The organism is Massilimicrobiota sp. An142, assembly GCF_002160725.1.
GTDB classification, from domain to species: domain Bacteria; phylum Bacillota_I; class Bacilli_A; order Erysipelotrichales; family Coprobacillaceae; genus Allocoprobacillus; species Allocoprobacillus merdigallinarum.
Window position 1 is genome coordinate 88,839 of the sequence record NZ_NFLD01000006.1, and the last position, 25,612, is coordinate 114,450.

24 protein-coding genes, 6 tRNA genes and 1 pseudogene are annotated in these 25,612 nt (G+C 32.1%); 22 read left to right on the forward strand and 9 right to left on the reverse strand.

Going from position 1 to position 25,612, the window contains the following annotated elements; translation table 11 throughout:
• The first annotated feature begins 8 nt into the window (after positions 1 to 8).
• The 10 genes from argH to B5E87_RS04290 all read left to right on the forward strand — a co-directional run bounded on the left by argH (position 9) and on the right by B5E87_RS04290 (position 10,741).
• Positions 9 to 1,394, forward strand: a complete 1,386-nt coding sequence (gene argH / locus B5E87_RS04245) for an argininosuccinate lyase (RefSeq protein ID WP_087243687.1) — start codon at positions 9 to 11, stop codon at positions 1,392 to 1,394.
• On the forward strand, positions 1,387 to 2,421 hold the full coding sequence (gene argC / locus B5E87_RS04250; protein ID WP_087243688.1) for an N-acetyl-gamma-glutamyl-phosphate reductase: 1,035 nt from the start codon (positions 1,387 to 1,389) through the stop codon (positions 2,419 to 2,421). The genes argH and argC overlap by 8 nt, the downstream gene beginning before the upstream one ends.
• A gap of 11 nt (positions 2,422 to 2,432) precedes the next feature.
• Positions 2,433 to 3,650: a bifunctional glutamate N-acetyltransferase/amino-acid acetyltransferase ArgJ gene (gene argJ, locus B5E87_RS04255; RefSeq protein ID WP_087243689.1), complete on the forward strand. Its 1,218-nt coding sequence runs from the start codon at positions 2,433 to 2,435 to the stop codon at positions 3,648 to 3,650.
• Between the two features lie 12 nt (positions 3,651 to 3,662).
• The gene (gene argB / locus B5E87_RS04260) at positions 3,663 to 4,523 is read left to right on the forward strand and encodes an acetylglutamate kinase (protein WP_087243690.1); all 861 of its coding nucleotides are present in this window, start codon (positions 3,663 to 3,665) and stop codon (positions 4,521 to 4,523) included.
• A gap of 9 nt (positions 4,524 to 4,532) precedes the next feature.
• Positions 4,533 to 5,525: an ornithine carbamoyltransferase gene (gene argF, locus B5E87_RS04265; protein WP_087243691.1), complete on the forward strand. Its 993-nt coding sequence runs from the start codon at positions 4,533 to 4,535 to the stop codon at positions 5,523 to 5,525.
• Between the two features lie 305 nt (positions 5,526 to 5,830).
• Positions 5,831 to 6,175, forward strand: coding sequence for a hypothetical protein (locus B5E87_RS04270; protein WP_087243692.1), 345 nt, complete (start codon positions 5,831 to 5,833; stop codon positions 6,173 to 6,175).
• 145 nt (positions 6,176 to 6,320) lie between these two features.
• Positions 6,321 to 6,998, forward strand: coding sequence for a response regulator transcription factor (locus B5E87_RS04275; protein ID WP_241147124.1), 678 nt, complete (start codon positions 6,321 to 6,323; stop codon positions 6,996 to 6,998).
• Positions 6,995 to 7,981, forward strand: a complete 987-nt coding sequence (locus B5E87_RS04280) for a sensor histidine kinase (RefSeq protein WP_158095546.1) — start codon at positions 6,995 to 6,997, stop codon at positions 7,979 to 7,981. Before B5E87_RS04275 ends, B5E87_RS04280 begins: the two co-directional genes overlap by 4 nt.
• A 100-nt stretch (positions 7,982 to 8,081) precedes the next feature.
• Positions 8,082 to 8,843 carry an ABC transporter ATP-binding protein gene (locus tag B5E87_RS04285; RefSeq protein ID WP_087243694.1) on the forward strand — a complete coding sequence of 254 codons (762 nt, stop codon included), beginning with the start codon at positions 8,082 to 8,084 and terminating at the stop codon, positions 8,841 to 8,843.
• Positions 8,840 to 10,741: an FtsX-like permease family protein gene (locus tag B5E87_RS04290; RefSeq protein ID WP_087243695.1), complete on the forward strand. Its 1,902-nt coding sequence runs from the start codon at positions 8,840 to 8,842 to the stop codon at positions 10,739 to 10,741. The genes B5E87_RS04285 and B5E87_RS04290 overlap by 4 nt, the downstream gene beginning before the upstream one ends.
• Positions 10,742 to 10,761: 20 nt before the next feature.
• Here the strand turns inward: B5E87_RS04290 and B5E87_RS04295 are convergent.
• A pseudogene (locus B5E87_RS04295) lies at positions 10,762 to 11,115 on the reverse strand (GNAT family N-acetyltransferase); the annotation flags it as partial.
• A 278-nt stretch (positions 11,116 to 11,393) separates the two neighbouring features.
• On the opposite strand from B5E87_RS04295, the gene B5E87_RS04300 reads away from it, so the two are divergent.
• The 12 genes from B5E87_RS04300 (at position 11,394) to B5E87_RS04345 (ending at position 21,433) form a co-directional block, all read left to right on the forward strand.
• Complete coding sequence (locus tag B5E87_RS04300; protein WP_087243697.1) at positions 11,394 to 12,512, forward strand: aldo/keto reductase; 1,119 nt, start codon at positions 11,394 to 11,396, stop codon at positions 12,510 to 12,512.
• A gap of 64 nt (positions 12,513 to 12,576) precedes the next feature.
• On the forward strand, positions 12,577 to 13,875 hold the full coding sequence (locus B5E87_RS04305; protein WP_087243698.1) for an N-acetylmuramoyl-L-alanine amidase: 1,299 nt from the start codon (positions 12,577 to 12,579) through the stop codon (positions 13,873 to 13,875).
• 9 nt (positions 13,876 to 13,884) lie between these two features.
• Positions 13,885 to 14,325: a PH domain-containing protein gene (locus tag B5E87_RS04310; protein WP_087243699.1), complete on the forward strand. Its 441-nt coding sequence runs from the start codon at positions 13,885 to 13,887 to the stop codon at positions 14,323 to 14,325.
• Between the two features lie 130 nt (positions 14,326 to 14,455).
• Complete coding sequence (locus tag B5E87_RS04315; protein ID WP_087243700.1) at positions 14,456 to 15,868, forward strand: amidophosphoribosyltransferase; 1,413 nt, start codon at positions 14,456 to 14,458, stop codon at positions 15,866 to 15,868.
• A gap of 81 nt (positions 15,869 to 15,949) precedes the next feature.
• Positions 15,950 to 16,084: a hypothetical protein gene (locus tag B5E87_RS15525; RefSeq protein ID WP_275112295.1), complete on the forward strand. Its 135-nt coding sequence runs from the start codon at positions 15,950 to 15,952 to the stop codon at positions 16,082 to 16,084.
• A gap of 149 nt (positions 16,085 to 16,233) precedes the next feature.
• Positions 16,234 to 16,386, forward strand: a complete 153-nt coding sequence (locus B5E87_RS14980; protein ID WP_158095547.1) for a hypothetical protein — start codon at positions 16,234 to 16,236, stop codon at positions 16,384 to 16,386.
• A gap of 61 nt (positions 16,387 to 16,447) precedes the next feature.
• A complete protein-coding gene (locus B5E87_RS04320) occupies positions 16,448 to 17,284 on the forward strand; it encodes a tRNA 2-thiocytidine biosynthesis TtcA family protein (RefSeq protein ID WP_087243701.1) in 837 nt (278 codons plus the stop codon).
• A 1-nt stretch (position 17,285) separates the two neighbouring features.
• Positions 17,286 to 17,978: a tRNA threonylcarbamoyladenosine dehydratase gene (locus B5E87_RS04325; RefSeq protein ID WP_087243702.1), complete on the forward strand. Its 693-nt coding sequence runs from the start codon at positions 17,286 to 17,288 to the stop codon at positions 17,976 to 17,978.
• A gap of 57 nt (positions 17,979 to 18,035) precedes the next feature.
• Positions 18,036 to 18,446, forward strand: coding sequence for a hypothetical protein (locus B5E87_RS04330; protein ID WP_087243703.1), 411 nt, complete (start codon positions 18,036 to 18,038; stop codon positions 18,444 to 18,446).
• A 100-nt stretch (positions 18,447 to 18,546) separates the two neighbouring features.
• On the forward strand, positions 18,547 to 20,544 hold the full coding sequence (locus tag B5E87_RS04335) for a penicillin-binding transpeptidase domain-containing protein (RefSeq protein WP_087243704.1): 1,998 nt from the start codon (positions 18,547 to 18,549) through the stop codon (positions 20,542 to 20,544).
• Between the two features lie 299 nt (positions 20,545 to 20,843).
• Entirely contained in the window at positions 20,844 to 21,158 is a 315-nt protein-coding gene (locus B5E87_RS04340) for a hypothetical protein (protein ID WP_087243705.1), read from the forward strand.
• Positions 21,155 to 21,433, forward strand: coding sequence for a hypothetical protein (locus B5E87_RS04345; protein ID WP_087243706.1), 279 nt, complete (start codon positions 21,155 to 21,157; stop codon positions 21,431 to 21,433). Before B5E87_RS04340 ends, B5E87_RS04345 begins: the two co-directional genes overlap by 4 nt.
• 22 nt (positions 21,434 to 21,455) lie before the next feature.
• Here the strand turns inward: B5E87_RS04345 and B5E87_RS04350 are convergent, their stop codons facing one another.
• The 8 genes from B5E87_RS04350 to B5E87_RS04385 form a co-directional block, all read right to left on the reverse strand.
• A complete protein-coding gene (locus tag B5E87_RS04350) occupies positions 21,456 to 23,312 on the reverse strand; it encodes a VWA domain-containing protein (RefSeq protein ID WP_087243707.1) in 1,857 nt (618 codons plus the stop codon).
• 11 nt (positions 23,313 to 23,323) lie between these two features.
• A complete protein-coding gene (locus tag B5E87_RS04355; RefSeq protein ID WP_087243708.1) occupies positions 23,324 to 24,961 on the reverse strand; it encodes an AAA family ATPase in 1,638 nt (545 codons plus the stop codon).
• Between the two features lie 106 nt (positions 24,962 to 25,067).
• Positions 25,068 to 25,143 (reverse strand) — tRNA-Glu (locus B5E87_RS04360).
• A 7-nt stretch (positions 25,144 to 25,150) separates the two neighbouring features.
• Positions 25,151 to 25,226: transfer RNA gene (locus B5E87_RS04365), tRNA-Asn, on the reverse strand.
• Positions 25,227 to 25,229: 3 nt separating this feature from the next.
• Positions 25,230 to 25,303 (reverse strand) — tRNA-Gly (locus B5E87_RS04370).
• Positions 25,304 to 25,310: 7 nt separating this feature from the next.
• Positions 25,311 to 25,399: transfer RNA gene (locus tag B5E87_RS04375), tRNA-Leu, on the reverse strand.
• A 13-nt stretch (positions 25,400 to 25,412) separates the two neighbouring features.
• Positions 25,413 to 25,488 (reverse strand) — tRNA-Lys (locus B5E87_RS04380).
• Positions 25,489 to 25,494: 6 nt separating this feature from the next.
• Positions 25,495 to 25,578, reverse strand: a tRNA-Tyr gene (locus tag B5E87_RS04385).
• Between the last annotated feature and the right edge of the window lie 34 nt (positions 25,579 to 25,612).

Here is a 25,612-nt window from a genome sequence, read left to right on the forward strand (position 1 = left end):
TTGAAAATATGGCGTTATGGGCAGGGAGATTTAAAAAAGAAATCAATGCCAATGTGAATGCTTTTAATTCATCCATATCATTTGATGCAAGAATGTATAAACATGATATTATGGGGAGTCAGGCACATGCTAAAATGTTAGCAAAACAAGGCATTATTTCTAGGCAGAATTTAACTGAAATTTTAAAGGGATTAGATGACATATTATGTGAATTAGAAAATGGTGATTTGTTATTTGATCCTCATGCTGAAGATATTCATATGTTTATTGAAGCAGAACTCACAAAGCGATACCCAGAAAGTGGTAAAAAACTTCATACTGCCAGATCACGTAATGATCAGGTTGCTTTAGATTTAAGGTTATATACACGTGATGAAATCAAAGATATTCAGGGTATGTTGATGGAATTGATGCATGTGCTTATCAATCAGGCTAAACAGCATACACATACCATTATGTGTGGTTATACACATTTGCAACGTGCTCAGCCTATTACCTTTGCCCATCATTTAATGGCTTATGTAGAAATGTTTTATCGTGATTATACAAGATTGGATGACTGCATGAAACGACTCAATGTTTCACCATTAGGTAGTGGGGCATTAGCGACGACAACATATCCTATTGATCGTCATTTTGTAGCACAGGAACTTCATATGAATGATATTATGTATAACTCATTAGATGGTGTCAGTGATCGTGATTATGCGATTGAACTAGCCAATGATTTGGCTATGATTATGATGCATTTATCACGTTTGAGTGAAGAAATCATTTTATGGTGTTCATGGGAGTTTAAATATATTGAACTGGACGATGCTTATGCGACAGGATCAAGCATCATGCCACAAAAGAAAAATCCAGATATTGCGGAACTGGTTAGAGGAAAAAGTGCCAGAGTTATCAATGATGTTTCTACATTACTGACAATGATGAAAGGTTTACCGCTTGCTTATAATAAGGACATGCAGGAAGATAAGGAAACTTTATTTGATGCGATTGATCAGGTGAAATTATGTTTACCAGTCTTTAGTGATATGATCAACACAATGAAAGTGAATAAACAACGTATGCAAGAATGTGCAGCTAAAGGATTTATTAATGCAACGGATTGTGCAGATTATCTTGTGAAAAAAGGAAAAGCTTTTAGAGATGCTTACAAAACAACAGGAGAGCTTGTTGCTTATTGTATTGATCATGATGAAGTTCTTGAAACTCTTCCACTTGATATCTATAAGTCTTTTGATGAAGTTTTTGAAAAAGATGTTTATCAGGCTATATCACTTTTAACTTGTGTTGAAAATAGACTTGTTGATGGAGGACCTGCTCCTCAAACATGCCAAAAAGCCATCGCAAGAATGGAAAAACAATTGGAGGCGTTGAATCATGGTTAAAGTAGGAATTATCGGTGCTAGTGGATATGCTGGGGCAGAGTTATATCGTTTGTTGTTGAATCATCCACATGTTGAAATTGTTGCAATCAGCTCTCAAAGTTATGAAGGAAAGATGATTTCAGATTTATATCCATCATTTTATGGAGTTTTTGATATGACATTCACGAATGATCAGGAAGTCATTGAAAAAGCTGATATGATTTTTGCATCATTGCCTCATGGTCTCAGTGAAAAATATGCCAAACAATGTGATGAACAAGGAAAGAAGTTTATAGATTTAGGTGCAGATTTTCGTTTGGATCAAGAAAAAGATTATCAACAATGGTATCAACATGATTATCAATATCCACAATTACATGAAAAACAGGTTTATGGTTTAAGTGAAGTCAATCGTGAACAGATTAAACAGGCATCAATTATCGGAAATCCAGGATGTTATCCAACATCCATTACTTTAGGGTTATATCCATTATTAAAAAATCATATGCAAAAAGATGAAAAGATTATCATTGATTCTAAATCTGGAACAACAGGAGCTGGAAAGTCTTTAACAGAAGATACCCATTTTCCTAAATGTAATGAATCATTTCATCCATATAAAATAGCAAGTCATCGTCATACACCAGAAATTGAACAGGAATTATCAAAGATGGCTCATCAGGCTGTTCATGTCATGTTTACACCACATCTATTACCTGTTAATCGTGGGATTATTTCAACAATATATGTTCCATTAAAAGATAATGTTGATTTTGATGATGTTTATGATATCTATCAAAAGATTTATCAGGATGAGTATTTTGTAAGAGTTTTGCCAAAAGGACAAGTGGCTGATTTAAAATTTGTTCAATACTCTAACTTCTGTGATATATCTTTACATTATGATGAGAGATATCATCAGCTGATTGTTGTTTCAACAATAGATAATATGGTGAAAGGGGCAGCTGGACAAGCTATCCAAAATATGAATTTGATGTATGGTTTTGATGAAAAAGAAGGATTAATGATGGTACCAGCATCATTTTAAGGGGGAAAAATATGTTCAAAGATATAGATGGAGGTGTGTGTGCACCTATTGGTTTTCAGGCGGCAGGAATACACTGTGGTATTAGAAAAAATAAAAATAAAAAAGATTTAGCTTTAATTGTCAGTGATGTTATGAGTCATTGTGCCAGCACATATACTCAAAATAAGGTGAAAGGAGCACCTATTTATGTCACACAACAACACTTACAAAATCATGAAGCACAGGCTATTATCTGTAATAGTGGTAATGCCAATACATGCAATCCTGATGGCATTGAAATAGCAGATCAAATTTGTCAATTATGTGGAAATGAACTTCATATTGATGCAAATGACATTGTTGTGGCATCTACCGGAGTCATTGGCCAGCCTTTAAGTCTGACACCTTTTCAAAATCATATGTCAGATTTGATCAATGCTTTATCAACGAAGGGAAGTCAGGATGCCTGTGAAGGTATTATGACAACAGATACTGTGAAAAAAGAATATGCGGTTGAATTTGAACTTGATGGCAAGACTTGTCATATTGGAGCAATCGCAAAGGGTAGTGGGATGATTCACCCTAACATGGCTACAATGTTAGCCTTTGTGACAAGTGATGTTGCGATTTCTAAAGACATGTTAAATGAGGTTATTCATGAAGTTGTTGATGATACATTTAATATGGTGAGTGTTGATGGGGATACTTCTACTAATGATATGTTGACATTAATGTGTAATGGTCTAGCTCAAAATAATGAAATTACACAAAAAGATGAAAACTATCAGTGCTTTAAAAAAGCATTGATGTATATTTGTACATGTTTATCTCAAGCTATTGCGAAAGATGGTGAAGGAGCAACAAAACTTTTAACTTGTAGTGTTTTACATGCAAAGACAAAAAAGGATGCGAAGATTGTTGCTAAATCTGTTATTACAAGTTCACTTTTGAAAGCTGCTATGTTTGGTGAAGATGCAAATTGGGGACGTATCTTATGTGCTATTGGTTATAGTGATGCTGATTATGATATTCAAAAAATTGATGTTGATTTTAAAAGTAAAAAGGGGAAAATTTGTGTTTGTCAAAATGGTGGTGGATATCCTTTTAGTGAGGAAGAAGCTGCTCATATCTTAAGTGAAGATGAGATAGAAATAATCATAGATTTACATGATGGAGATGATCAGGCAACTGCCTGGGGATGTGATTTAACTTATGACTATGTCAAAATTAACGGCGATTATCGCACATAAAGGGGAATAATTATGAATCAAAACGCAGTGATTAAAGCAGAAATTTTATCTCAGGCATTACCATATATTCAAAAATATCATGATAAAGTTGTTGTGATTAAATATGGTGGCAATGCCATGATTAATGAAGAATTAAAGATGAATGTGATTCAGGATGTCGTGTTATTATCAGAAATTGGGATTAAAGTCATTCTGGTACATGGTGGTGGACCAGAAATTAATCAGACATTAAAGAAGATGAATATTGAATCTCAGTTTATTCATGGTTTAAGATATACGGATGATGAAACAATGAATGTTGTGCAAATGGTTTTAGCTGGTAAAACAAATAAAGATCTTGTAAAATTAATTATGCAAAAAGGTGGTAATGCAGTAGGAATCAGTGGTATTGATAACCAGCTAATAGTTGCGAAAAAACATGAATCTCAAGATGATTTGGGATATGTAGGGGATATTGTCAAAATTAATGCTCATATCATTATAGATTTATTAGATAAAGGCTATATTCCAGTTGTTTCAAGTGTGGGGACTGATGAAACAGGACAGACTTATAATATTAATGCTGATACGGCAGCTGCTGAAATTGCAGCCCAAATCCAAGCAGAGAATATGATTTTGGTGAGTGATATACCAGGATTATTAATGGATAAAGATGATGAATCAACATTGATTCCTTTGGTTCATGTCTATGAAGTGAAAGGATTAACAGATAAAGGGATTATTAGTGGTGGTATGATTCCTAAAGTAGAATGTTGTGTGAGGGCCATTCGCGAAAATGTAAAAAAAGCAGTGATTATTGATGGTCGTATTCCTCATTCTATTTTAATTGAAATGTTATCTAAAGATGGTATTGGAACAATGTTTACAAGATAGGAGGATTATATGGTCAATTTAAAAAATAGAAGCTTTTTAACATTAAAAGATTATTCTAAAGAAGAAATTCGTTATTTATTAGATATGGCACATCGTTTAAAAAAGGCAAAGAAAAATGGAAGAGTTGGAACAGCATTAAAAGGAAAAAATGTAGTCTTATTATTTGAAAAAACATCAACACGTACACGTTGTGCCTTTGAAGTTGCCACTTTAGATGAAGGTGGACATGTGACTTTTTTAAGCAATTCACAAATGGGGAAAAAAGAATCTTTAGAAGACACAGCGAAAGTTTTAGGAAGAATGTATGATGGTATAGAATTTAGAGGATTTGAACAAAAGACTGTTGAAGATTTAGCCAAATACTCAGGTGTCCCTGTATGGAATGGATTAACGGATGTTGATCATCCAACTCAGACATTGGCTGATTTTATGACTATTGAAGAACATTTAAATAAACCATTAGAAGAAGTCAAATTTGTTTTTACAGGAGATATTAGAAATAATGTCTGTTATGGGCTGATGTATGGTGCAATGAAAATGGGAATGCATTTTGTATGTTTAGGACCCAAAGATTTACAAATTGATCCTGAAGTTTTAGCGTATTGTCAACAGGAAGCACAAAAATCAGGTGGAAAAATTGAGGTTTTAGATAATGTTGATGAAGCGGTGAAAGATGCTGATGTCATTTATACAGATATTTGGGTTAGCATGGGAGAAGATGAATCTTTATATGAACCAAGAGTCAAAATGTTATCACCTTATAAAGTGACAACAGAAATGATGAAAAAAACGGGAAAAGAGTCTACACTTTTTATGCATTGTTTACCATCATTTCATGACTTTGAAACAGAAGTCGCTAAGGCTAAATATGAACAGGGAATTGATATTAGAGAAGTTGAAGATGAAGTTTTCAGATCATCACAATCTGTTGTTTTTGATGAAGCTGAAAATAGAATGCATACAATTAAAGCTGTCATGGTAGCCACAATTGGTAATTATTAGAAAAAGAAACTGTTAATTTCTAAACTGATTAACAGTTTTTTCATATATTATCCACATCAAAGACTTATAATCATAGTGTATAAAAGATGGGAGAATAAAAAAATGAAAAAATTATTGTTAGTATGACTTGTTGTTTGTTTAAGTGGGTGTACACAAACAATTCAAAATGATCAGTTAAAAAATAGTCAATCAATCAAACAAGATGACAAACAAAAAGTTGTAGAAGATGAAAAAATAAAACAGCTTATGGATGGGATAAAACAGACAATGCTGAAGAGATATATCAGGAGTTAACAAATAAAAAAGTGGTTCATGAAATAGATGATATTATCACAATTGGCAATGATCAAAATAACCCTACTTTACGCTTGGATTTTGCTTATCAGGATGGTCAATTGGTTCAATTTGTTAATAAGGAATATGGTTTTTTAGATACATTACCAACACGTATGACAAGTGAACAACAAGCCAAAGAAACAGCAAAGACTTTTGCGAAAGTTTTCTTGAATCAAGATGTCAAGTTACAAAAAACAACAGCTTTAAGTGGCTATGACACTGACCAATTTATAACATTTGAAGACGAAGATCATCACACATATCTTGTGGCATTAAATATTAATGTTTTATTGAAATATAATGAAAGTTCATGATAAAGGAAACTTATTATATTTTTAGTATTGATAGTCAAGAAAATCTATGAATAGATTTAGCATAATGTTACATTTTTGTAATGTTGTGCTTTTTTCTTTTCGTGAAGATTTGAAAAATATATAATATTTTTAAGAGGTGATGGAAATGGAAAAAATGCACATCATGATTGTAGAAGATGATGAAACACTTGCTAGAGAAATAAAAGATTTTTTGATGAGATGGGGATATTATGCTGTTATCGCAACACATTTTGAAAATATTGTTGAAGATTTTTATAATTATAAACCTCATCTTATTTTAATGGATATTAATTTACCGTATTATGATGGTTTTTACTGGTGTACACAAATTAGAAATACATCACAAGTTCCTTTGATTTTTATAAGCAGTCGTAATGATGATCATGATAAAATCAGAGCCATTCTTCAAGGTGGGGATGATTATGTCGATAAGCCATTTCATTTGGAATTGTTGAAGGCTAAGATTGAAGCTATTTTAAGAAGAACATATCAATATAAAGTTAAAGATCAAATGAGAATCAATGCCGATATTTATTATGATAAAACAAAGGGCAGCTTGTTTTATCATGAACATAAGATTCATCTGACAAAATCAGAAAGTCAGATAGTTTGTCTTTTATTAGAATCTCAAGGAGCCATAGTCACAAGACAGGCATTAATGGAAGCGTTGTGGAATACCGATGAATTTATTTCAGATAATTCTTTAACAGTGCTTATTTCCAGATTGCGTACAAAATTAAAAGATGAATGTCATCAGGATATTATTTGTACAAAGAAAGGACAGGGATATTATATATCATGATTTATTTACGAAAATATAGTTGCTATATCCTTGTCATAACATTGATTATATTGGCTTATAATCTCTATTTTATTTATCTTGTTCCTAGAGCTAATACACAATATCTGATTTATTTTGATGTTGTTGTAGGGGTATGTCTTCTTTCTTTCATTTTTTTAGACTTTATGCATGAAAAAAACCGTTTAGATAAGAAAAAGGATTATTTACAATCAACAGAAGTCATTTGTTTTGAGTTTGATCATTTTGATAATATTGATATTGCCTATCACGATGTTCATGTTCTTCAAAAGCAGCTAGATGAAATATATCAAGTCAATAATGATTTACAGGATTATATGACAAAATGGTGCCATGAAATTAAAATTCCATTATCAGCTAGTTTATTGATCAATCAGAAAAATACAGATTATCAACAAAAACAAAATATGCAGGAACAGTTAGAAAAAATGAACCAGTATCTTAATCAAATCATGGTGGTGAGTCGTATTCAAAGTCAGATTCATGATATATACATTAAACCTGTTTCATTAAAAGACAGTGTTTATCAATCCATCAAGAATAATCAATTCTTTTTGATTAATAAGCATTTTGAAATGGATGTAAATGTAGAAGATTTACAGATATATAGTGATAAAACATGGCTCATCTATGTCTTAGATCAGATTATCAACAATGCCATTAAATATGCCAAAGAGTCACCTCAATTAAAAATCTGGAGTGAACATCATGAAGAGCAGATCAATTTATATATTGAAGACAATGGAGAAGGTATTCAATCACAAGATTTGCCTAGAATTTTTGAAAAAGGATTTACTGGTCAAAATCATCATAATGGACAATATAAATCTACTGGAATGGGATTATATATGGTGGAAAAAGTCATTTCTCAATTAGGACATTCTATTGAAGTAGATAGTGCTTTTCAAGAGTTTACCCGTGTTCATATAACATTTCGGGATCAAAGAGATTATTTTTATCGCTAACCTTTCAGTCAATGTAAGATATAAATAGATATTGTTATCAAGATGTAAGGATTTCTCATCAATGATATCTTAAAATGGAAAGTGTTAGGAGGAATGATTTATGGATAAGAAAAAAGTTGTTGAAATCAAAGGATTAGTCAAAAACTATGGAACAAGAGGTTTTCAAACAAGAGTCTTAAAAGGTATTGATTTAACCATTTATGAAAATGATTTTATTGCGATTATGGGACCGAGTGGAAGTGGAAAGACAACGTTGTTGAATATTTTATCAACGATTGATAAACCGACACAAGGAACAGTTCTATTGGATGGTAAAGATGTTACAAAGTTAAAAAATAAAGAATTATCTCAGATACGAAGAGATAAGATTGGTTTTATTTTTCAAGATTATAATTTGTTGGATACAATGACTTTACAAGATAATATTTCCTTGCCATTATCATTAAATGGTGTTTCTTCTCAGGAATGTATATCAAAATGCCAGGCTTTAGCACAGGTTTTTGGATTAAAGGAGCATTTAAAGAAATATCCTTACCAATTATCAGGCGGACAAAAACAAAGAGGAGCCACTTGTCGTGCATTAATCAGTGAACCTGAAATCATATTTGCAGATGAACCAACGGGCGCTCTCGATTCAAAATCAAGCCGTGATTTACTGGAACGTCTTAAAATGGTCAATGATGAAGGAAAAGCGACTATCTTAATGGTGACACATGATGCTTTAAGTGCTTCGTATGCTAAAGATGTCTATATTTTAAGTGATGGTATGATGAAATGTCGTTTAACGCGAGGAGATTCTCGTAAAGAATTTTATGATCGTATCATTGATATGCAAGTGTCTATGGGAAGTGATTTTTCATGAGTTTAGCCAAATTATCCATCATGAACTTCAAAGCAAGTTTTAAAAACTATGTTTCACTGATTATATCATTAGCTTTTACAGTTCTTATTATTTTTAATTTCTTTAATCTTATGGATTCTTCTATTATGGAATCATTAGGAAAAATAAATAGTCAAAATATAAAGATTGTCATTCAATGTGTGATTGTTGTTTTAAGCTGTTTTATGTTTTTCTTTATCTGGTATGCTACAAACGTTTTTTTAACCAAACGTAAAAAAGAAATTGGTGTCTATGTGTTTATGGGACTCACAAATCAAAGAATTGGAAAACTTTATATGTTGGAAACAATGCTGATTGGTCTTGTTGCTTTGGTTATGGGAATCGGTTTTGGCATTTTAATATCTCAGTTGTTTACAATGACTTTAGTAACGATTTCTGATATCGAAGTCAATCTTTCTTTTGAAATTTCATTGTCAGCCATTTTATGGAGCAGTTTGATTTACTTTATTGTTTATATGATTTTTGTTTTCAAAGGATATATCAATTTAGTAAGAAGCAGTGTTTTAGATATGGTCAGTGCCAATCGTCAAAATGAATATGTGAAACAAAATAAAGTGATTCTCTTTTTAAAAGCCATACTTGGAATTATCATTCTGGTTTTAGGATATTATTATGCCATTAAAGAAGGTGGCATGGAAACAATGGCTAATGCCTTATTAGCAGTTATTTTGGTCATCATTGGTGTCTATTTGCTCTTTGGTGGTTTCATTCCATTGATTTATCAGACATTGGCTTCCAATAAAAGATTTCTATACAAGAAACAAAGAACCTTATGGATCAATCAGATTATCTTTCGTATGAAGAAAAATTATCGTACTTATGCGATTGTAACAGTATTAATGATATGTGCCCTCACAGCATTAGCTACAGGTGTGGCTATGCATGAACGTTGTCAGATGATACATGATTTTGAAAATGTCTATACGTATCAGATTTTTTCTCAACAGGCTAATCTCCAAAATGAATTTATGCGAGTGATAGAAGAACATAATGATGTGCAGTATAGTTCCTATATTGAAATGTTGCAGATTGAAGGGAGTTATGCCAGTACAACCCATCAAAAGAATACATTTGCTTTGATTCCTTATTCTCAACTCAAAAAATTAGCCCAGGATTCTCATCAGGCATTTGAACTTAAACAGCCACAAAATGATGAAGTGATTGATTTAGCTCATCAATATATCCTTTCATTAATTACAACTGATGAATTAGAAGATGTACAGATACAAAATCAAGTCTATGATACAATTCAAAGAACAACTGTCCCTTATTTAGGGTATTTACAGGAACAGGTTTCTTTCTATTGTGTCAGTGATGACGAATATGAAAGATTAAAATCTGCAGGAGCATCTTTATATGTCTATAATTATAAAATTGAAAATACCAAAATGTTAAATGCATCTGTTGATGATATTCAACAACATCAGGATTGTGTAGGTCTCATTAAAATTGATCCTCAAAATGATTCTACGCAATGGATTCAAATGCTTTATCCTGTTTGTATCTTTATGTTTATGGTCTTTATTTTTGCGAGTGGAAGTATCATTTTTATGAAACTTTATAATGATGCTTTTGAAGAAAAAGAACGTTATCGTGTTCTAAGAAAAATAGGGATTAGTACAAAAACATTAAAAGCAGGTGTGCAAAAAGAATTGTTATTGACATATATTGTCCCATTTTTACTTATGAGTCTTTCTTCTTATTTTTCAGTGCATGCATTGGCAAATATGATGCAGACAGATCTGTTATCAGTCAATATATTGAGTGTAGGCGTCATTGCTATATTCTTTGTTGTATGTTATGGCTTATCAGTTGTTATATACAGTCAAAATGCAGGTATTTATGAAAAAGGATTCTAGTATCTCATCTAGAATCTTTTTTATTCAAAATATAAAACCATATCATACCAAGTTTCATTCGCAAGTGTTGATTGAGATAGACCAAGATTCATAAATCCAAACTTTTCATAATAATGAATGAGTTCCTCTTTACAAGTTAAAATACAACCTTTGCGATTTTGTTTTCTTGCATCCTCAATCAGCTGATACATCAGCTTTGAAGCATAATCATGATTTTGGTGCTTTAATGATGTATTGACACCTAAAATAGCTTGCCACTTTCCATTTTCATTATGAATACGAGGATCATGAAACATAACATCCTGAATGCGAGAATGATCAGTCACAGGACCATTGATAAAAGCAAGGATTTCTTTTTGCTCTTCCATAATCCAAAAGTGTTGAGGATATGTTTCTCATCTGTGTTTGTATTCAATTTCTGATATTCTTTCTTCAGGCGGATAACACTCATTACATATTTGCACAAGCATAGATAAATCTTCTAGACGAGCATGACGTATCATCATAAAGTTTCTCCTCATATTTAATAGATTGATATTGATTATAAAGTGTTAACTTTATTTTGAAAATATATATGGCATATAAAAAAATAAAATCTAAAGCTATATGTTTTGATAAAAAAATAGTATGATAATCATAGAGGTGAAATAGGATGGAAAAAAGGAAGTTTGAAAAATTAGGGATTGAATCATCGTTACTAGGTTTTGGATGCATGCGTTTTCCTTTAGATGAAAATGGGAATATTGAAGAAAAAGAAGCTGAACAGATGCTAGATATGGCGATTGCAAATGGAGTCACTTATATTGATACAGCATATCCATATCATAATGGAGATAGTGAACCATTTGTTGGGAAAGTCTTGAAAAAATATGATAGACATCAATATACATTAGCGACAAAATTGCCAATCTGGAATGTCAATAGTCAACAGGAAGCCAGAGAAATCTTTGAATCACAACTACAAAGATTAGATGTGGAATATGTAGATTTTTATTTGTTGCACGCTTTAGATGAAAAGAAATGGGAAAAAGTATTAGAATATCATATTATTGAATTATGTGAACAATTAAGACAGGAAGGAAAAATTAAATATTTAGGATTTAGTTTCCATGATGAATATCCTGTTTTTGAAAAAATATTAAAAGCTCATGATTGGGATTTTTGTCAGTTACAGTTAAATTATATGGATATGAATATCCAAGCTGGACAAAAGGGTGTTGATTTAGCCAACCAATTAGGAGTACCTATTGTTGTTATGGAGCCTATTAAGGGTGGAAGTTTGGCTACTTTACCACAAGATGTGACACAAATGTTTAAGGATTATGATGCAAACAGAACTTTAGCATCTTGGGCATTAAGATATGTAGGAACTTTGCCTGGTGTAAAAGTCATCTTAAGTGGGATGTCAACATTATCACAGGTTGAAGATAATTTAAAAACTTTTGAAGATTATCAGAATTTAAATGATGAAGAAATGAATATCGTTCAAAAAGTTGCAGATACATTACATGCTCGTACAAGAAATGGATGTACAGGTTGTGGATACTGTATGCCTTGTCCTTTTGGTGTTGATATACCTGCTAACTTTAGATATTGGAATAATTGTTTTGTTTATGATGATGAAAAATTATTTAAAGGAAAATATGAGAAAATGGAAGATCAGGCTAAGGCCAGTCATTGTCAGCAATGTGGAGCATGTGAAAGAATGTGTCCACAACAATTACCAATTCGAGAGGATTTAAAACGTGTTGTACAAGATTTTGAGAGATAATCCATCTCTCTTTTTTTTATATCGGAAAGATGATAAAATGAATATACTGAAGGGAGAAGGTATTATGACGAAAAAGAAATGGATCATATTGATTTTATCCATTATGATTGTCGTTGCAGGAGGAATTGGTGGATATATCTGGTATCAAAATGATCAAAAACAAAAAATATTAGATTCTATTCAACTGACTTTTACTGATCAGACAGTTATAGAATATGGGACTAACTGTCAGGCAGAGGAATTGGTTGCTAAACAAAGTGGACAATTATCAGCTCCTCAAATAGATACAATGACAATAGGAAAGCAGACTTTAGAATATAAAGTTTCTAAAGGTGAATTAAGTAAAACATTTTCACATGAAATAGAAGTGAAGGATACACAGTTGCCAGAAATTAAATTGACAAAAGAGTCTGTAACACTTGATTATGGTGATCAATTTGATATGAAAAAATATATTGAATCGGTGAGGGATAAAGTAGATGGCGATTTAACATATGTCAGCCAAGATAAAGTTAAAGATGATCAAAATAACTACTATACATATGAAAGTAATGTCAATACAAAGAAGGCTGGAACATATAAAGTTGTTTTGAAAGCAGTCGATAAAAATCAAAACAAAGCTGAAAAAACATTGAAAGTGACAGTAAAAGAGGAAGTTAAACAAGAAGTAATAAAACCTCAAAGTTCATCATCAACAACCTCATCTTCTTCATCTTCATCAAAACAATATGTCGCTTCACCCAATAATAAAGTGATTGTGATTGATCCGGGACATCAGGGACAGGGGAACAGCTCTTTAGAACCTATTGGTCCAGGAGCATCAACAAAGAAAGCAAAGGTTGCTGGTGGAGCAACAGGAACATCAACAGGTATTCCTGAATCTCAGACAACATTAGCAATTGGTCTCAAATTAAGAAATGAATTACAAAGTAGAGGCTATACTGTTATTATGACAAGAACAAGTCAAGGTGTTAATATTTCTAATAAAGAGCGTGCTATGATTGGTAATAACAATAATGCTGCAGCAGTGATTCATTTACATTGTGATGGAGCTGGATCAAGTGCCAGAGGAGCACATACGATTGCACCTGCAAGTGATAATCCTTATTGTTCATCTATTTATAGTGCTTCATCAAGACTAGCCCAAAATGTGATTAGCTCTTATTGTGCCAAGACAGGAATTAAAAGTCGTGGAGTGTCTTATCGTAATGATTTGTCTGGATTAAATTGGAGTGAAGTCCCAGCTATTTATATTGAAATGGGGTTTATTACGAATCCAACAGAAGATCAACTTTTAAATGATGATGCTTTTCAAACAAAATGTGCACAAGGTATTGCTGATGGAATAGATGCTTATTTTTAAGGAGGGTATATGAAACGTTATCGTTCAAAGATAGGTATAATGTGGATTATAGCTATCGCTGTTATTGTATGGTGCAATTATATGTTACTAAAGCCAGTTACATGGCGATTAGATGATTGGGGTATGTGGTTAACATTACTCATTTTCATTCCTATTGATGTTTTATTTGTGATATGTACTTTTTGGACATATTATGAGTTTCATGATGATTATTTGGAAGTCAGAAATGGTTATTTCTTTCATGAGGATATTCCATACTATGATATTCGTTCTTTTAAAGAAACGCATAATCCACTGGGTTCCTGTGGTTTATCACTTGATCGTCTTGATATCATATATAAAGCACAAAAGGGAAGAAATGGAAATAGTGAAGTCTTGATTTCACCAGTTAAAAAGCAGGAGTTTATTCAAGAATTAGAAAAACGTAGTCGAATCTTTTTATCAAAATAGTCATGAAGAAAAATGACTATTTTTTAGTTGCGATAAAAAAGTCGTAAAATAATAAAAAGTTTGTAGACTTTTTTTATGAAATTGATTAGAATAGGGATGTAAATTAGAAGACAAAGGAGATAGGAACAGTATGAGTGGTTTTTTTGGGGTAGCGTCACAAAATGATTGTGTCATGGATTTGTTTTTTGGAGTAGATTATCATTCACATTTAGGAACAAGAAGAGGTGGTATGGCCGTTTATGGAAAGGATGGTTTTCAACGTTCTATACATAATATAGAAAATTCACCTTTTAGAACAAAGTTTGAAAAAGATGTTGAAGAATTTGCTGGAAATATTGGAATTGGATGTATTTCTGATAGTGAGGCACAGCCATTGTTGGTGAATTCGCATTTAGGATCATTTGCGATTACAACAGTTGGAAGAATTAATAATTTAGATGAATTAAGAACATTATGCTTTGAACAGGGAAAGACACATTTCTTGGAAATGAGCGGGGGAGAAATCAATCCAACAGAAATGGTGGCTGCATTAATTAATCAAAAAGAGTCAATTGTGGAAGGAATTCAACATGCTCAAAAATTAGTCAAAGGATCAATGAGTATATTGGTAATGACGAATGAAGGGATTTATTGTGCAAGAGATAAATTAGGAAGAACGCCTGTTATTATTGGAAGAAAAGATGATGCTTATTGTGTCACTTTTGAAAGTTCTGCTTTCTTAAATCTTGGTTATCATCATTATAAAGATTTAGGATCAGGAGAAATTGGTTTTATTTATCCTCATGGATTTACACAAAAAGTCAAACCAAATGATCAAATGAAAATTTGTTCATTCTTATGGGTTTATTATGGATATCCAACTTCTACATATGAAGGTGTGAATGTTGAAAAAATGCGTTATGATTGTGGAAGTATGCTCGCAAAACGTGATCAGGGAACAGTGACACCTGATAGTGTAGCTGGTGTACCAGATTCAGGATTGGCGCATGCAATTGGATATGCTAATGAATCTGGAATTCCATTTGCAAGACCATTTATTAAATATACACCAACTTGGCCACGTTCATTTATGCCACAAAGTCAAGGTCAAAGAAATTTAATCGCAAAAATGAAACTCATTCCTGTAAAAGAATTAATTAAAAATAAAAGTTTATTATTGATTGATGACTCTATTGTCAGAGGAACACAATTAAGAGAAACAACAGAGTTTTTATATCAATCTGGAGCTAAAGAAGTTCATGTGAGACCAGCCTGTCCACCTATCTTATATGGATGTAAATACTTGAATTTCTCACGTTCTAATTCAGAATTAGATTTGATTACACGCCGTGTGATTAAAGATTTAGAACAAGGTGATGTCACTGATGAAATATTAGCTGAATATGCAAATCCTGATAGTGAAAAATATCAACAAATGTTAGATGAAATCTGTAAGAGATTGAAATTCACTTCTTTAAGATATCATCGTTTAGATGATTTGATTGAATCTATTGGTATTGAACCTTGTAAGTTATGTACTTATTGTTGGGATGGAAAAGAATAAAAGTGATTAGAGCGTATGCTTTAATCACTTTTATTTGATTATTTTCAAAATATAATATATAAAGAATAAAGAGGTGAAACGATGATTACATTTGAGAATATAACACAAACAAAATCAGTTTATACACATTTTTTACCCATTTTATTAATTCCTCTGATAACGCCCTATTTAAAAAAAGCAGACATTCCATTTGAAACACTTGGATTAGAAGATTGAACTGTTGATCATCAATTGACTGGTGAAATTCAACCAATATATAAAAAAATGTAGAAGACGCAAGAGAAAAATATAGAGATGCAGGATATCAAAATGTAAGATGCATAGGTGCGATTATAACGCGTATATCTCCTGATGATTTTTATGCTATGTCACTTCAATTCTTTGGTGATACAATGGATTGGGATTTTGCTAGAGAACAACGTTTGGCTAAGGAAAAATCTGATGCATTTTATGAATCTTCTTATAAAGATTGGCTTCCAGAAGGAACGTTACCAGTTTGTGACAATAAAAATAAATAAAAATTGTCAAATGATAAGATGTTTGATATAGTTTGGATGTATGAAATTAAAGGAGAAATACATGGATAGAACAAAACAGATTGAACAAAGTATTATAAAGAAATATCGCAAACCCATATGGAGAAAATTTGTGAAGGCTATTCAGACATATGATCTTATTCAACCAGGTGATAATATTGCAGTGTGCATTTCTGGGGGAAAAGATTCTATGTTAATGGCTAAGTTATTACAGGAAATTAAACGTCATGGACAGTTTGATTTTGGATTGGTTTTCTTATCAATGGATCCAGGATATAATGAAAAAAATCGTAAAAAGATTGAAGAGAACGCAAAAATTATGGGAATACCTGTTCAGTTTTTTGAATCAGATATTTTCAAGGTTGTTACAAATATCGAAAAATCACCATGTTATTTATGCGCAAGAATGCGACGTGGTTTTTTATATGCGAAAGCTAAAGAGTTAGGATGCAATAAAATAGCATTAGGACATCATTTTGATGATGTCATTGAAACAATCCTTATGGGAATGTTTTATGGTTCGCAAATACAAACAATGATGCCTAAGTTACATAGTACAAACTTTGAAGGAATGGAATTAATTAGACCGATGTATTTAATAGAAGAAAAAGATATTATCAATTGGTGTAAATATAATGATTTGTCTTTTATTCAATGTGCCTGCCGTTTTACTGAAGAAATGGAAGAATTAGGGGAAGTGCATCATACTTCTAAACGAGAAGAAATGAAAAATTTATTAAAATATTTAGAAACAATGAATCCTAATGTGAAAAAGAATGTTTTTAAAAGTGTAGAAAATGTGAATTTGGCAACCATTATTTCATATAGCGATGAATCAGGAAGACATCATTTTTTAGATGATTATGACAAAGGAGAATAAAATGTTTTCAAGATTTGAATTATTAGTAGGAGAAGATAATATCCAAAAGTTAAATCAGGCTCATGTCATTGTATTTGGCGTTGGTGGTGTTGGTGGATATGTTGTTGAAGCACTGGTAAGAAGTGGTATTGGACATATCACGATTGTGGATAATGATGTTATTTCTTTGTCGAATTTAAATCGTCAAATTATCGCAACACAGGAAACCATTGGTCAAAAGAAAGTTGATGTGATGAAAAAAAGAATATTATCAATTCATCCTGAGTGTGAGGTGACAACATTGGATATGTTTTATTTACCTGAAACAGCTGATCAAATTGATTTATCACAATACGATTATGTGGTAGATGCCATAGATACAATCACTTCTAAAATAGAATTGGCTGTTCGTTGCGACCAAAAAATACCTTTGATCAGTTCAATGGGAACAGGAAATAAAATGAATCCAGCATTATTACAAGTTAGTGATATTTATAAAACATCTGTTTGTCCACTTGCTAAGGTGATGCGTAGAGAATTGAAGAAACGTCGTGTCAAACACTTAAAAGTTGTTTATTCTCAAGAATTACCAATGAAATCTTTTGCATCAGATGAAATAACCCATAAAAGAACTATCCCAGGAAGTACAGCTTTTGTACCCTCTAGTGCGGGACTTTTAATTGCCAGTGAAGTTGTTAAAGATTTGTTGAAATAAACAAATCTTTTTTCACATTTATGGATTATTGACATATGTTAAATTGAGGTGTAAAACATGCGTGAACAACTTCAATCTTATATTTATACAGAAAAATTTTTAGCTCAACTTTATCGTCGAGCAGCAGCTTTAGCTTCATCACAGGAAGAAAAAAATGCATTATTGGCTTTTGCTCAAAATGCTGAAACAAATGCCAATTACTTGAATTATTTTTATAAGTTAGAATATGGTGTTAACTTTGATCCAATGGTCCCAGAGATTAATTTACAGGGAGGATACAGGGCAGTATTAAATGAAATATTGAAACTTGAAATCAGTTCTTATCTTGAATATCGTAAACTCACATACAATCAAAGTAACAATGAGTTTAGAGAAACAGTGAGAGCTATTTCTGATACAAAGCTTGGACATATTTTAACAGTTTTAGCAATTATTACGAATTTGAATACTCCACAGACCAATGGCTAACAGTTTTGTTAGTCATTTTTGTATTCTTTTAGAAATATTGACTAAATATTTTCTTTATTTTTGAAAAGTGATATACTAAGCTTACAAAGGAGGAGAAGATATGGGAGTCGTATATACGAATCGTAATCGAAAGAAATATATTGCTATTGGAGGTCTTGTAGCGATTGTTGTGATTGTGGCAGTAGTGTTATTCTTTTTATTATCAGGGAATAATAATGAATCCACATTAAAGAACTTTTATGCACAAATATCTGAAAAGAAATATGAAGATATGTACAATAGTCTAAGTAGCGAATCACAGAAATCTTATGATCAGCAAACATTTGTGGAAAGAAATCAGAATATTTATGAAGGTATTGAAGCAAGTAATTTTCAAATTGAAGTTACAGATGAAACTGATAATGAATTAACGTATAATGTGAAAATGAATACAATTGCTGGAGAAGTTACTTTTGAAAATAAAACAACGATTGAAGATGGAAAAATTGTGTGGGATGATTCATTTATTTTTCCAGATTTAACACAAAATGATAGAGTGAGAGTTTCAGAAGATGAAGCAATCAGAGGACAAATTTTAGATCGTAATGGAAAAATGTTGGCAGGACAAGGAGAAGCTTATTCTGTTGGTTTAGTAAGAGGTAAACTGAATGGTGAAAATGATTACGACCAACTGGCTGAGTTGTTAGGTTTAACAAAAGAAAGCATTCAAAAAACAATGAGTGCATCATGGATTCAAGATGATTCTTTTGTTCCATTAACAACAATTCCATCAACAGATACACAGTTAGAAAACCAATTACTACAAATTCCAGGAGTACAGCTCAATACAGTTGAAGTTCGTACTTATCCATATGGTGAAGTGACATCACACTTAACTGGATATATGCAACAGGTGACTGCTGAAGATTTAGAAAAACATCAAGGTGAAGGTTATACAGAAACATCAATGATTGGAAGAAGCGGTATTGAAGCAGCATATGAAAAACAGTTAAAAGGAACGAATGGGGCAACAATTTCTATTGTTGATGAGAATGGAAGTACAAAGAGTACAGTTGCTACGCAGGAAAAACAGGATGGACAGGATATCACATTAACGATTGATATTGATTTACAAAGAGATTTATATAATGCGTTTGATGAAGATCAAAGTGCATCAGTTGCGATGAATCCAACAAATGGTGAAGTTTTGGCTTTAGTCAGCACACCATCTTTTGACAGCAATGATTTTATTTATGGTTTTTCAACGGAAGAATGGGATGATTTAAACAATGATGAAGATCAACCATTAACAAATCGTTTTAGAGCAACTTGGGTGCCTGGTTCAACAATGAAGGCTATAACAGCAGCCATTGGATTGGAAACTGATTCTTTAGATGCATCTAAAGATTTTGGAGCTGAAATGAAATGGCAAAAAGATTCTAGTTGGGGAGATTATTTTGTCACAACTTTACATGCACCAAATCCAAATAATTTAAGAAATGCTTTAATTTATTCTGATAATGTTTATTTTGCGAAAGCAGCATTAGAAATTGGAAAAGATAATCTTGAAAAAGGATATAAATCTTTAATGATTGGAGAAGATATTCCTTTTGAATTGGCTCTTACAAAATCACAATATACAAGTGATTCATTTGATGATGAAATACTAATTGCAGATAGTGGATATGGACAAGGACAGATTCTTATGAATCCAGTTCAAATGACATCTATTTATAGTTCTTTTATGAATGATGGTAAAATGATGACACCACATGTTGTGAAATCAACAGAAACATCAGTTTGGGCAGAACCATTTTCTAAAGAAACAACGGATGAAATTAAATCTGATTTGATTCAAGTTGTTGAAGACAATAATGGAACTGCACATGCTTTAAATAACAGTCAATATCAGTTAGCCGCAAAAACAGGAACTGGAGAGATTAAAGATTCACAAGATGATACAACAGGAACAGAGCTTGGATGGTTATCTGTTGCTTCTACTGATTCATCAAAACCAATTGTCATTACAACAATGGTAGAAGATGTCAAAGGTCGTGGTGGAAGTAATTATGTTGTTAATGGTGTTAAACAGCCACTTATGTCATATTTACAAAAATAACGGAGTGATGACTCCGTTTTTTAAATACTTTTTTTTGAAAATATAAAATAGCTTTACTGTAAAAATGAATATGTTATACTGATAGTGAGAAGAGATATTATTTTAAATATTTAAATTATTTTCATATCAAATAATATATTATAAAGATAAGGTAGGTGAAAAAGGTATGAAAAGAATAGGAATGTTTGTATTGAGTGCAGTTTTAGCTTTTGCTATGAGTGGATGGATGTCAAGTCAATGACAATCAGGTTGATATGGTAGAGGTGGCAGAAAAATGAGTCAGTTATTCACAAGAAGTCATGCAAAAGACAGAAGAAGATCCCAGTGATATTGCATCACAAGAACAAATCTATCAGGATATGGAAGCTGAATTTCAAGATGTCATGGAAGAAGATACACTTAAAGATGTCCAAATAAAAATTGTGACATTTATCATGAATGAGTTATCATCGTATTTATTACCTGTCACAATTCAATCTGTTTTTATTGAAGAAGGTGATAGTCAAGTTTTGACAGTTAAATTCAAAAATCAAAACCAAAAACAGGGAGAAGTTATTTTAAGAATGCAGGAAAATAATGGAAAGATTTCATATGTAGGAGTTTATGGAAAATGAATAGGAAAATAGATCAATTATTTATAAAGATACAATGGTTTATTATTTTGATAGCAGGTATATTTTTATTACTTCATGGAACGCATCAGAATTTAGTTATTATCATATGGATATTTTCCATATTATGCAATGCTTTTTGGGCAAGAGGAAGTCGTATTGCAAATATAGAATATACTTATTTTCGTTTGTTTCGTCGCTATCCAACAATTTGGTTAGCCATTAGAATGCTGTTGGTTGTGATGATGTCATTATTCGTTATTGGATATACAATATAAAAACATCTCAAATGAGATGTTTTTATATTGCAATTTCTTTTAATTTGTTAATGAGCATATCGGGTAAAGTTTGTATATCTTCTATAAATAAACTGTTAGGATATGTTTTTGTAATTAATGGGGCAGTTTGAATACCAATTCCAATGACATCTATATTCTTATCTTTTTTATAAAGATGTGTTAATTCATGAATATGTTCAACACCATGAGTATCACCATCAGATAATACAAAAACAAAACCTTTTCTTTGTCTTTTATAGTCAGCTAGTTTTTTTAATACATATTCTAAAGCTATATCCTCGTGTGTTCCACCAGATGTATGCATTGCAAAGATACGATCTAACATATATCTTTTTTGACAGTCTTGAAAAGATATAATTTCAGTGAGTTGTACTTTGGTTTGTCCTAAAGCTTTATGAGATGAGATGCAAAAGGGGATTTTTAAAGTTTGTAATACTCTTGCGAGTTCAAAACAGCCTTTCATAGTATTGATTATTTTTTCTCCGCTCATTGATTCACTTGTATCGACAAGAATATAAACGCATAAATCTTTCTTTTGACCTTGTTTATGTTCCTTAAAAACACGACCATCTAAAGTAGCACGGTAAAGATTTTGCTGATCTAAATGTCTACCATATTCTAATCTATGTTTTGTACGACTTTTAGAAGCATACATTCTTTCACGTTTAAACAGTCTTGCCAGTTTATTACTTCGGACTATACTTTCATGTTGACTTCTTAAAGCAATAATACCATATTGAGTTGGTGTTGTTCTTTCTAAAGGAGATAAAACAATAGATTGTTCAATAGTTGATTGATATGTTTGGGTTTGAAGCCTTTTTTCTGATTGTTTTTTTTGTTTTTCTTCACGTCTATGAATATCTTGTAAAATTTGATGATTATTTGTTTTTTCTGCTTCATTTTCTAGAGATTCAATACGTTGAAATTCTTCATCAGAAAGATTCATTTTGTATTTTGTTGGTGTTTCTTGTGGCTGAGTATCATTAGAAGTACTCTTTTGAAATTGAACAGCAATTTCACTGGACATTTGTGAAAAAAGACTGTTGGAGATGCCAGATATTTGAGAGCCGTTTTGAATAGTATCGATGATTTCTTTGACAGTTTCTTCCATAATAGGTGAACAGAGCTGTAAAATCATTTGAGCTATTTCTAAACGTTCAGTTGTATTATGGGTTTGTAAACGTCCCTTAATAGCAAGTTTTCTTATTTCAGTAAAATGCTGATGCAAATAGCGTGGCAGATAAACAATGCTATCATTTAATTTAAAGCGATAACCATAAGTGCAGATAGCCATTATTTCTTTAATGATTTTATCCATAAGAAATGAGGTGTCATGATGATTATGGTTTTCTTTCATAAAAGCCAGTATGATGGCTTGTCTGGCATACATTAAAGCATTCCATGTTTCAGGATATTCTATTCCCATAGCATTTTCAACTGCACCTTCTTCAATGGCTTTTAAGACTAATGGAAGATTGGTTTGATAGACATAATGGAAAAGAATATCTTTCAAATCACGATATTTGATTTCTTTATTTAAATATGCTTTGGCACTTTGATTGGCCATATCTAAAGCTTCAGTGGCTTTTTGATAGACATGGGATAGCACTTGAAAATCAGTATATAACAAAGAAGCCAGTTCGTGTAATTCCAGACCTTCCATAAACATGGCATAACCTTGAGGATGAAAGTTTGCAAGATAACGATAAGGGGCTTGTTCGCCTAAAATAATGAGTGCTTTTTGATTTTGGATTTGTGAATAATGCTGATTGCTTGTATCTATTTGTAATTGAACAGGCATTCTGGCATAGAGAGCAGCATTTTTTTTAAGTTTTCTTTTTTCATCTTGTGATAACATATTTTATACCTTTATGCTTCCTGTTCAACAAATTCATGAACGATTAATGACATCACTGAAGAAGCAGCACCGTTTGTTGATAAAATTTGACGAACATCTTCCAGATTAAGAATTTCATCATCTTCCTCAGCTAATTCAGAAATAATAGTGACTAGACTGGCACGTAATACATCACCATCTAAGTCAACTGTTTTATTAGCCCAGTTTAATAAGGTTCTCAAGTCAATTCTTTGTGTTGTTTCATTTCCTTCGTTTATAATAACATTATTGAAAGCATCGAGTAATGATGCCATTTGAGTTGCTGTTTTTAAGTCGATATCTGTTTCCTTGACAATAATTTGTGCCATTTTATCAATAGGTAATTGACTGATTTTTATTTTATTTTGAATACGTGATTTATGAGAAAGGTTCATTTCATTCGTTCCAGCATAACCAATATTCATACTTTCAGCAAATCTAAACAAAGGATGTGCATGAATAATTTCACCATTATCTAGTATTTTTTGCTTTGTACCATCGAGAACATCATTTAATGAAGAAATAATATCACTATCAACCATATTAATTTCATCAAAAATAAACATTCCACCATATTTCATCATTAAACTTAAAGGACCATATTCAAAAACAGTTTCACCATTTCTTAAAACATATTTTCCAAATAATGTTGATTCATCAATAGAACGACTTCCTACCATTTTCAGTGATGGTAAACCTAATGCCCCAGCAACACAAAGTAATTTTGTTGTTTTACCTGTTCCTGAAGGACCATAGTATAAACAAGACCAAGTTTTTCCTCTTTGAAATGATTTGATTAAATCAAAATCATTTTGATCTAAAAAATGACGATTTTGCATATATAAACGTTCATTATCTTTAATAGATTCCTGTAAAAATAATGGAAGCTTTTGTTTTTCCTGATCACTATAAAGAGGATTGATATCTAAAATAGTATAAGAAGCTGTGGATAAAGATTCATAAAATTTTTCTTGAGATTGTAAATCAAGTAAGAGATTTTGAGGATCTTTTTGAAACAGAAAGGTTTCACATAATGATTGTGTGTTAAATGTAATATGTTGATGTTGCATAAATTCTTCAACAGAATCATAATGTAAAGATAAGAAACAGTCAGGTTGATTCATCATTTCTTTTACAAGTTCAATGAGCCTATTTGCTATATGTAAAACATATTTATATTCATTGGCATCCCATTGTTGACCATGCTCATGTTGTGACATATCAATATGACGCCAATTTTCATAAATATCAGCAAATTCTTCAATCTGATATTGATTATATAAGTAATTAATAGCTGTTAAAAGTAAACGATATAGACTATCGCTTTCTTCATTGATAGTTGCCATAATAAAACGATGCTCATGAAAAGAATATTCTAAATAAGCTTCTATTTTATTTTGATGAGTGATTTGAAATAAAAGAGAATGCTCATGGATAAAAACAAAAACAAAATCATGTTGATAGTGACTATGAACAATACCTTGTATAGCTTTAGCAGTATCATGTTGATAAGGATATGTTGTGTGAGGGATGAGCTCATCTGTGCTTTCAGTCCCATATAGAATCATGTCACTATGATATCCTGGTGAGATCGAATAGGGTTTAAATTGTTTAAGTGTATCAAGTATCATATATCTTACTCCTTTTCTGTTTCATATTATAACATGTATCAGACATATCACAAATTATGTGCTTATATAAATAAAAAAACGATCATAAGATCGTTTGCTTGAAAAATGGTGACCTGTACGGGATTCGAACCCGTGAATGCATGCGTGAAAGGCATGTGAGTTAACCGTTTCTCCAACAGGCCATAAAAATGGCGCTTGAAGTAGGACTCGAACCTACGACCGATCGGTTAACAGCCGATTGCTCTACCAACTGAGCTATTCAAGCGTATGGAGCGGGTGATGGGAATCGAACCCACGTAGTCAGCTTGGAAGGCTGAAGTTCTACCATTGAACTACACCCGCAAAAGAATGGTGCCCAGGGCCGGAGTCGAACCGGCACGGATTTTAAGGTCCGCAGGATTTTAAGTCCTGTGCGTCTACCAATTTCGCCACCTGGGCATATGTGCTTTTATGGTGACCCGCAGGCGACTCGAACGCCTGACCCTCTGATTAAAAGTCAGATGCTCTACCTACTGAGCTAGCGGGTCAAAAGATGGTGGGGAGGGGCGGATTCGAACCACCGAACCGAAAGGAACTGAGTTACAGTCAGCCGCGTTTAGCCACTTCGCTACCTCCCCGTATATGGTGCCGGCTAAAGGACTTGAACCCTCA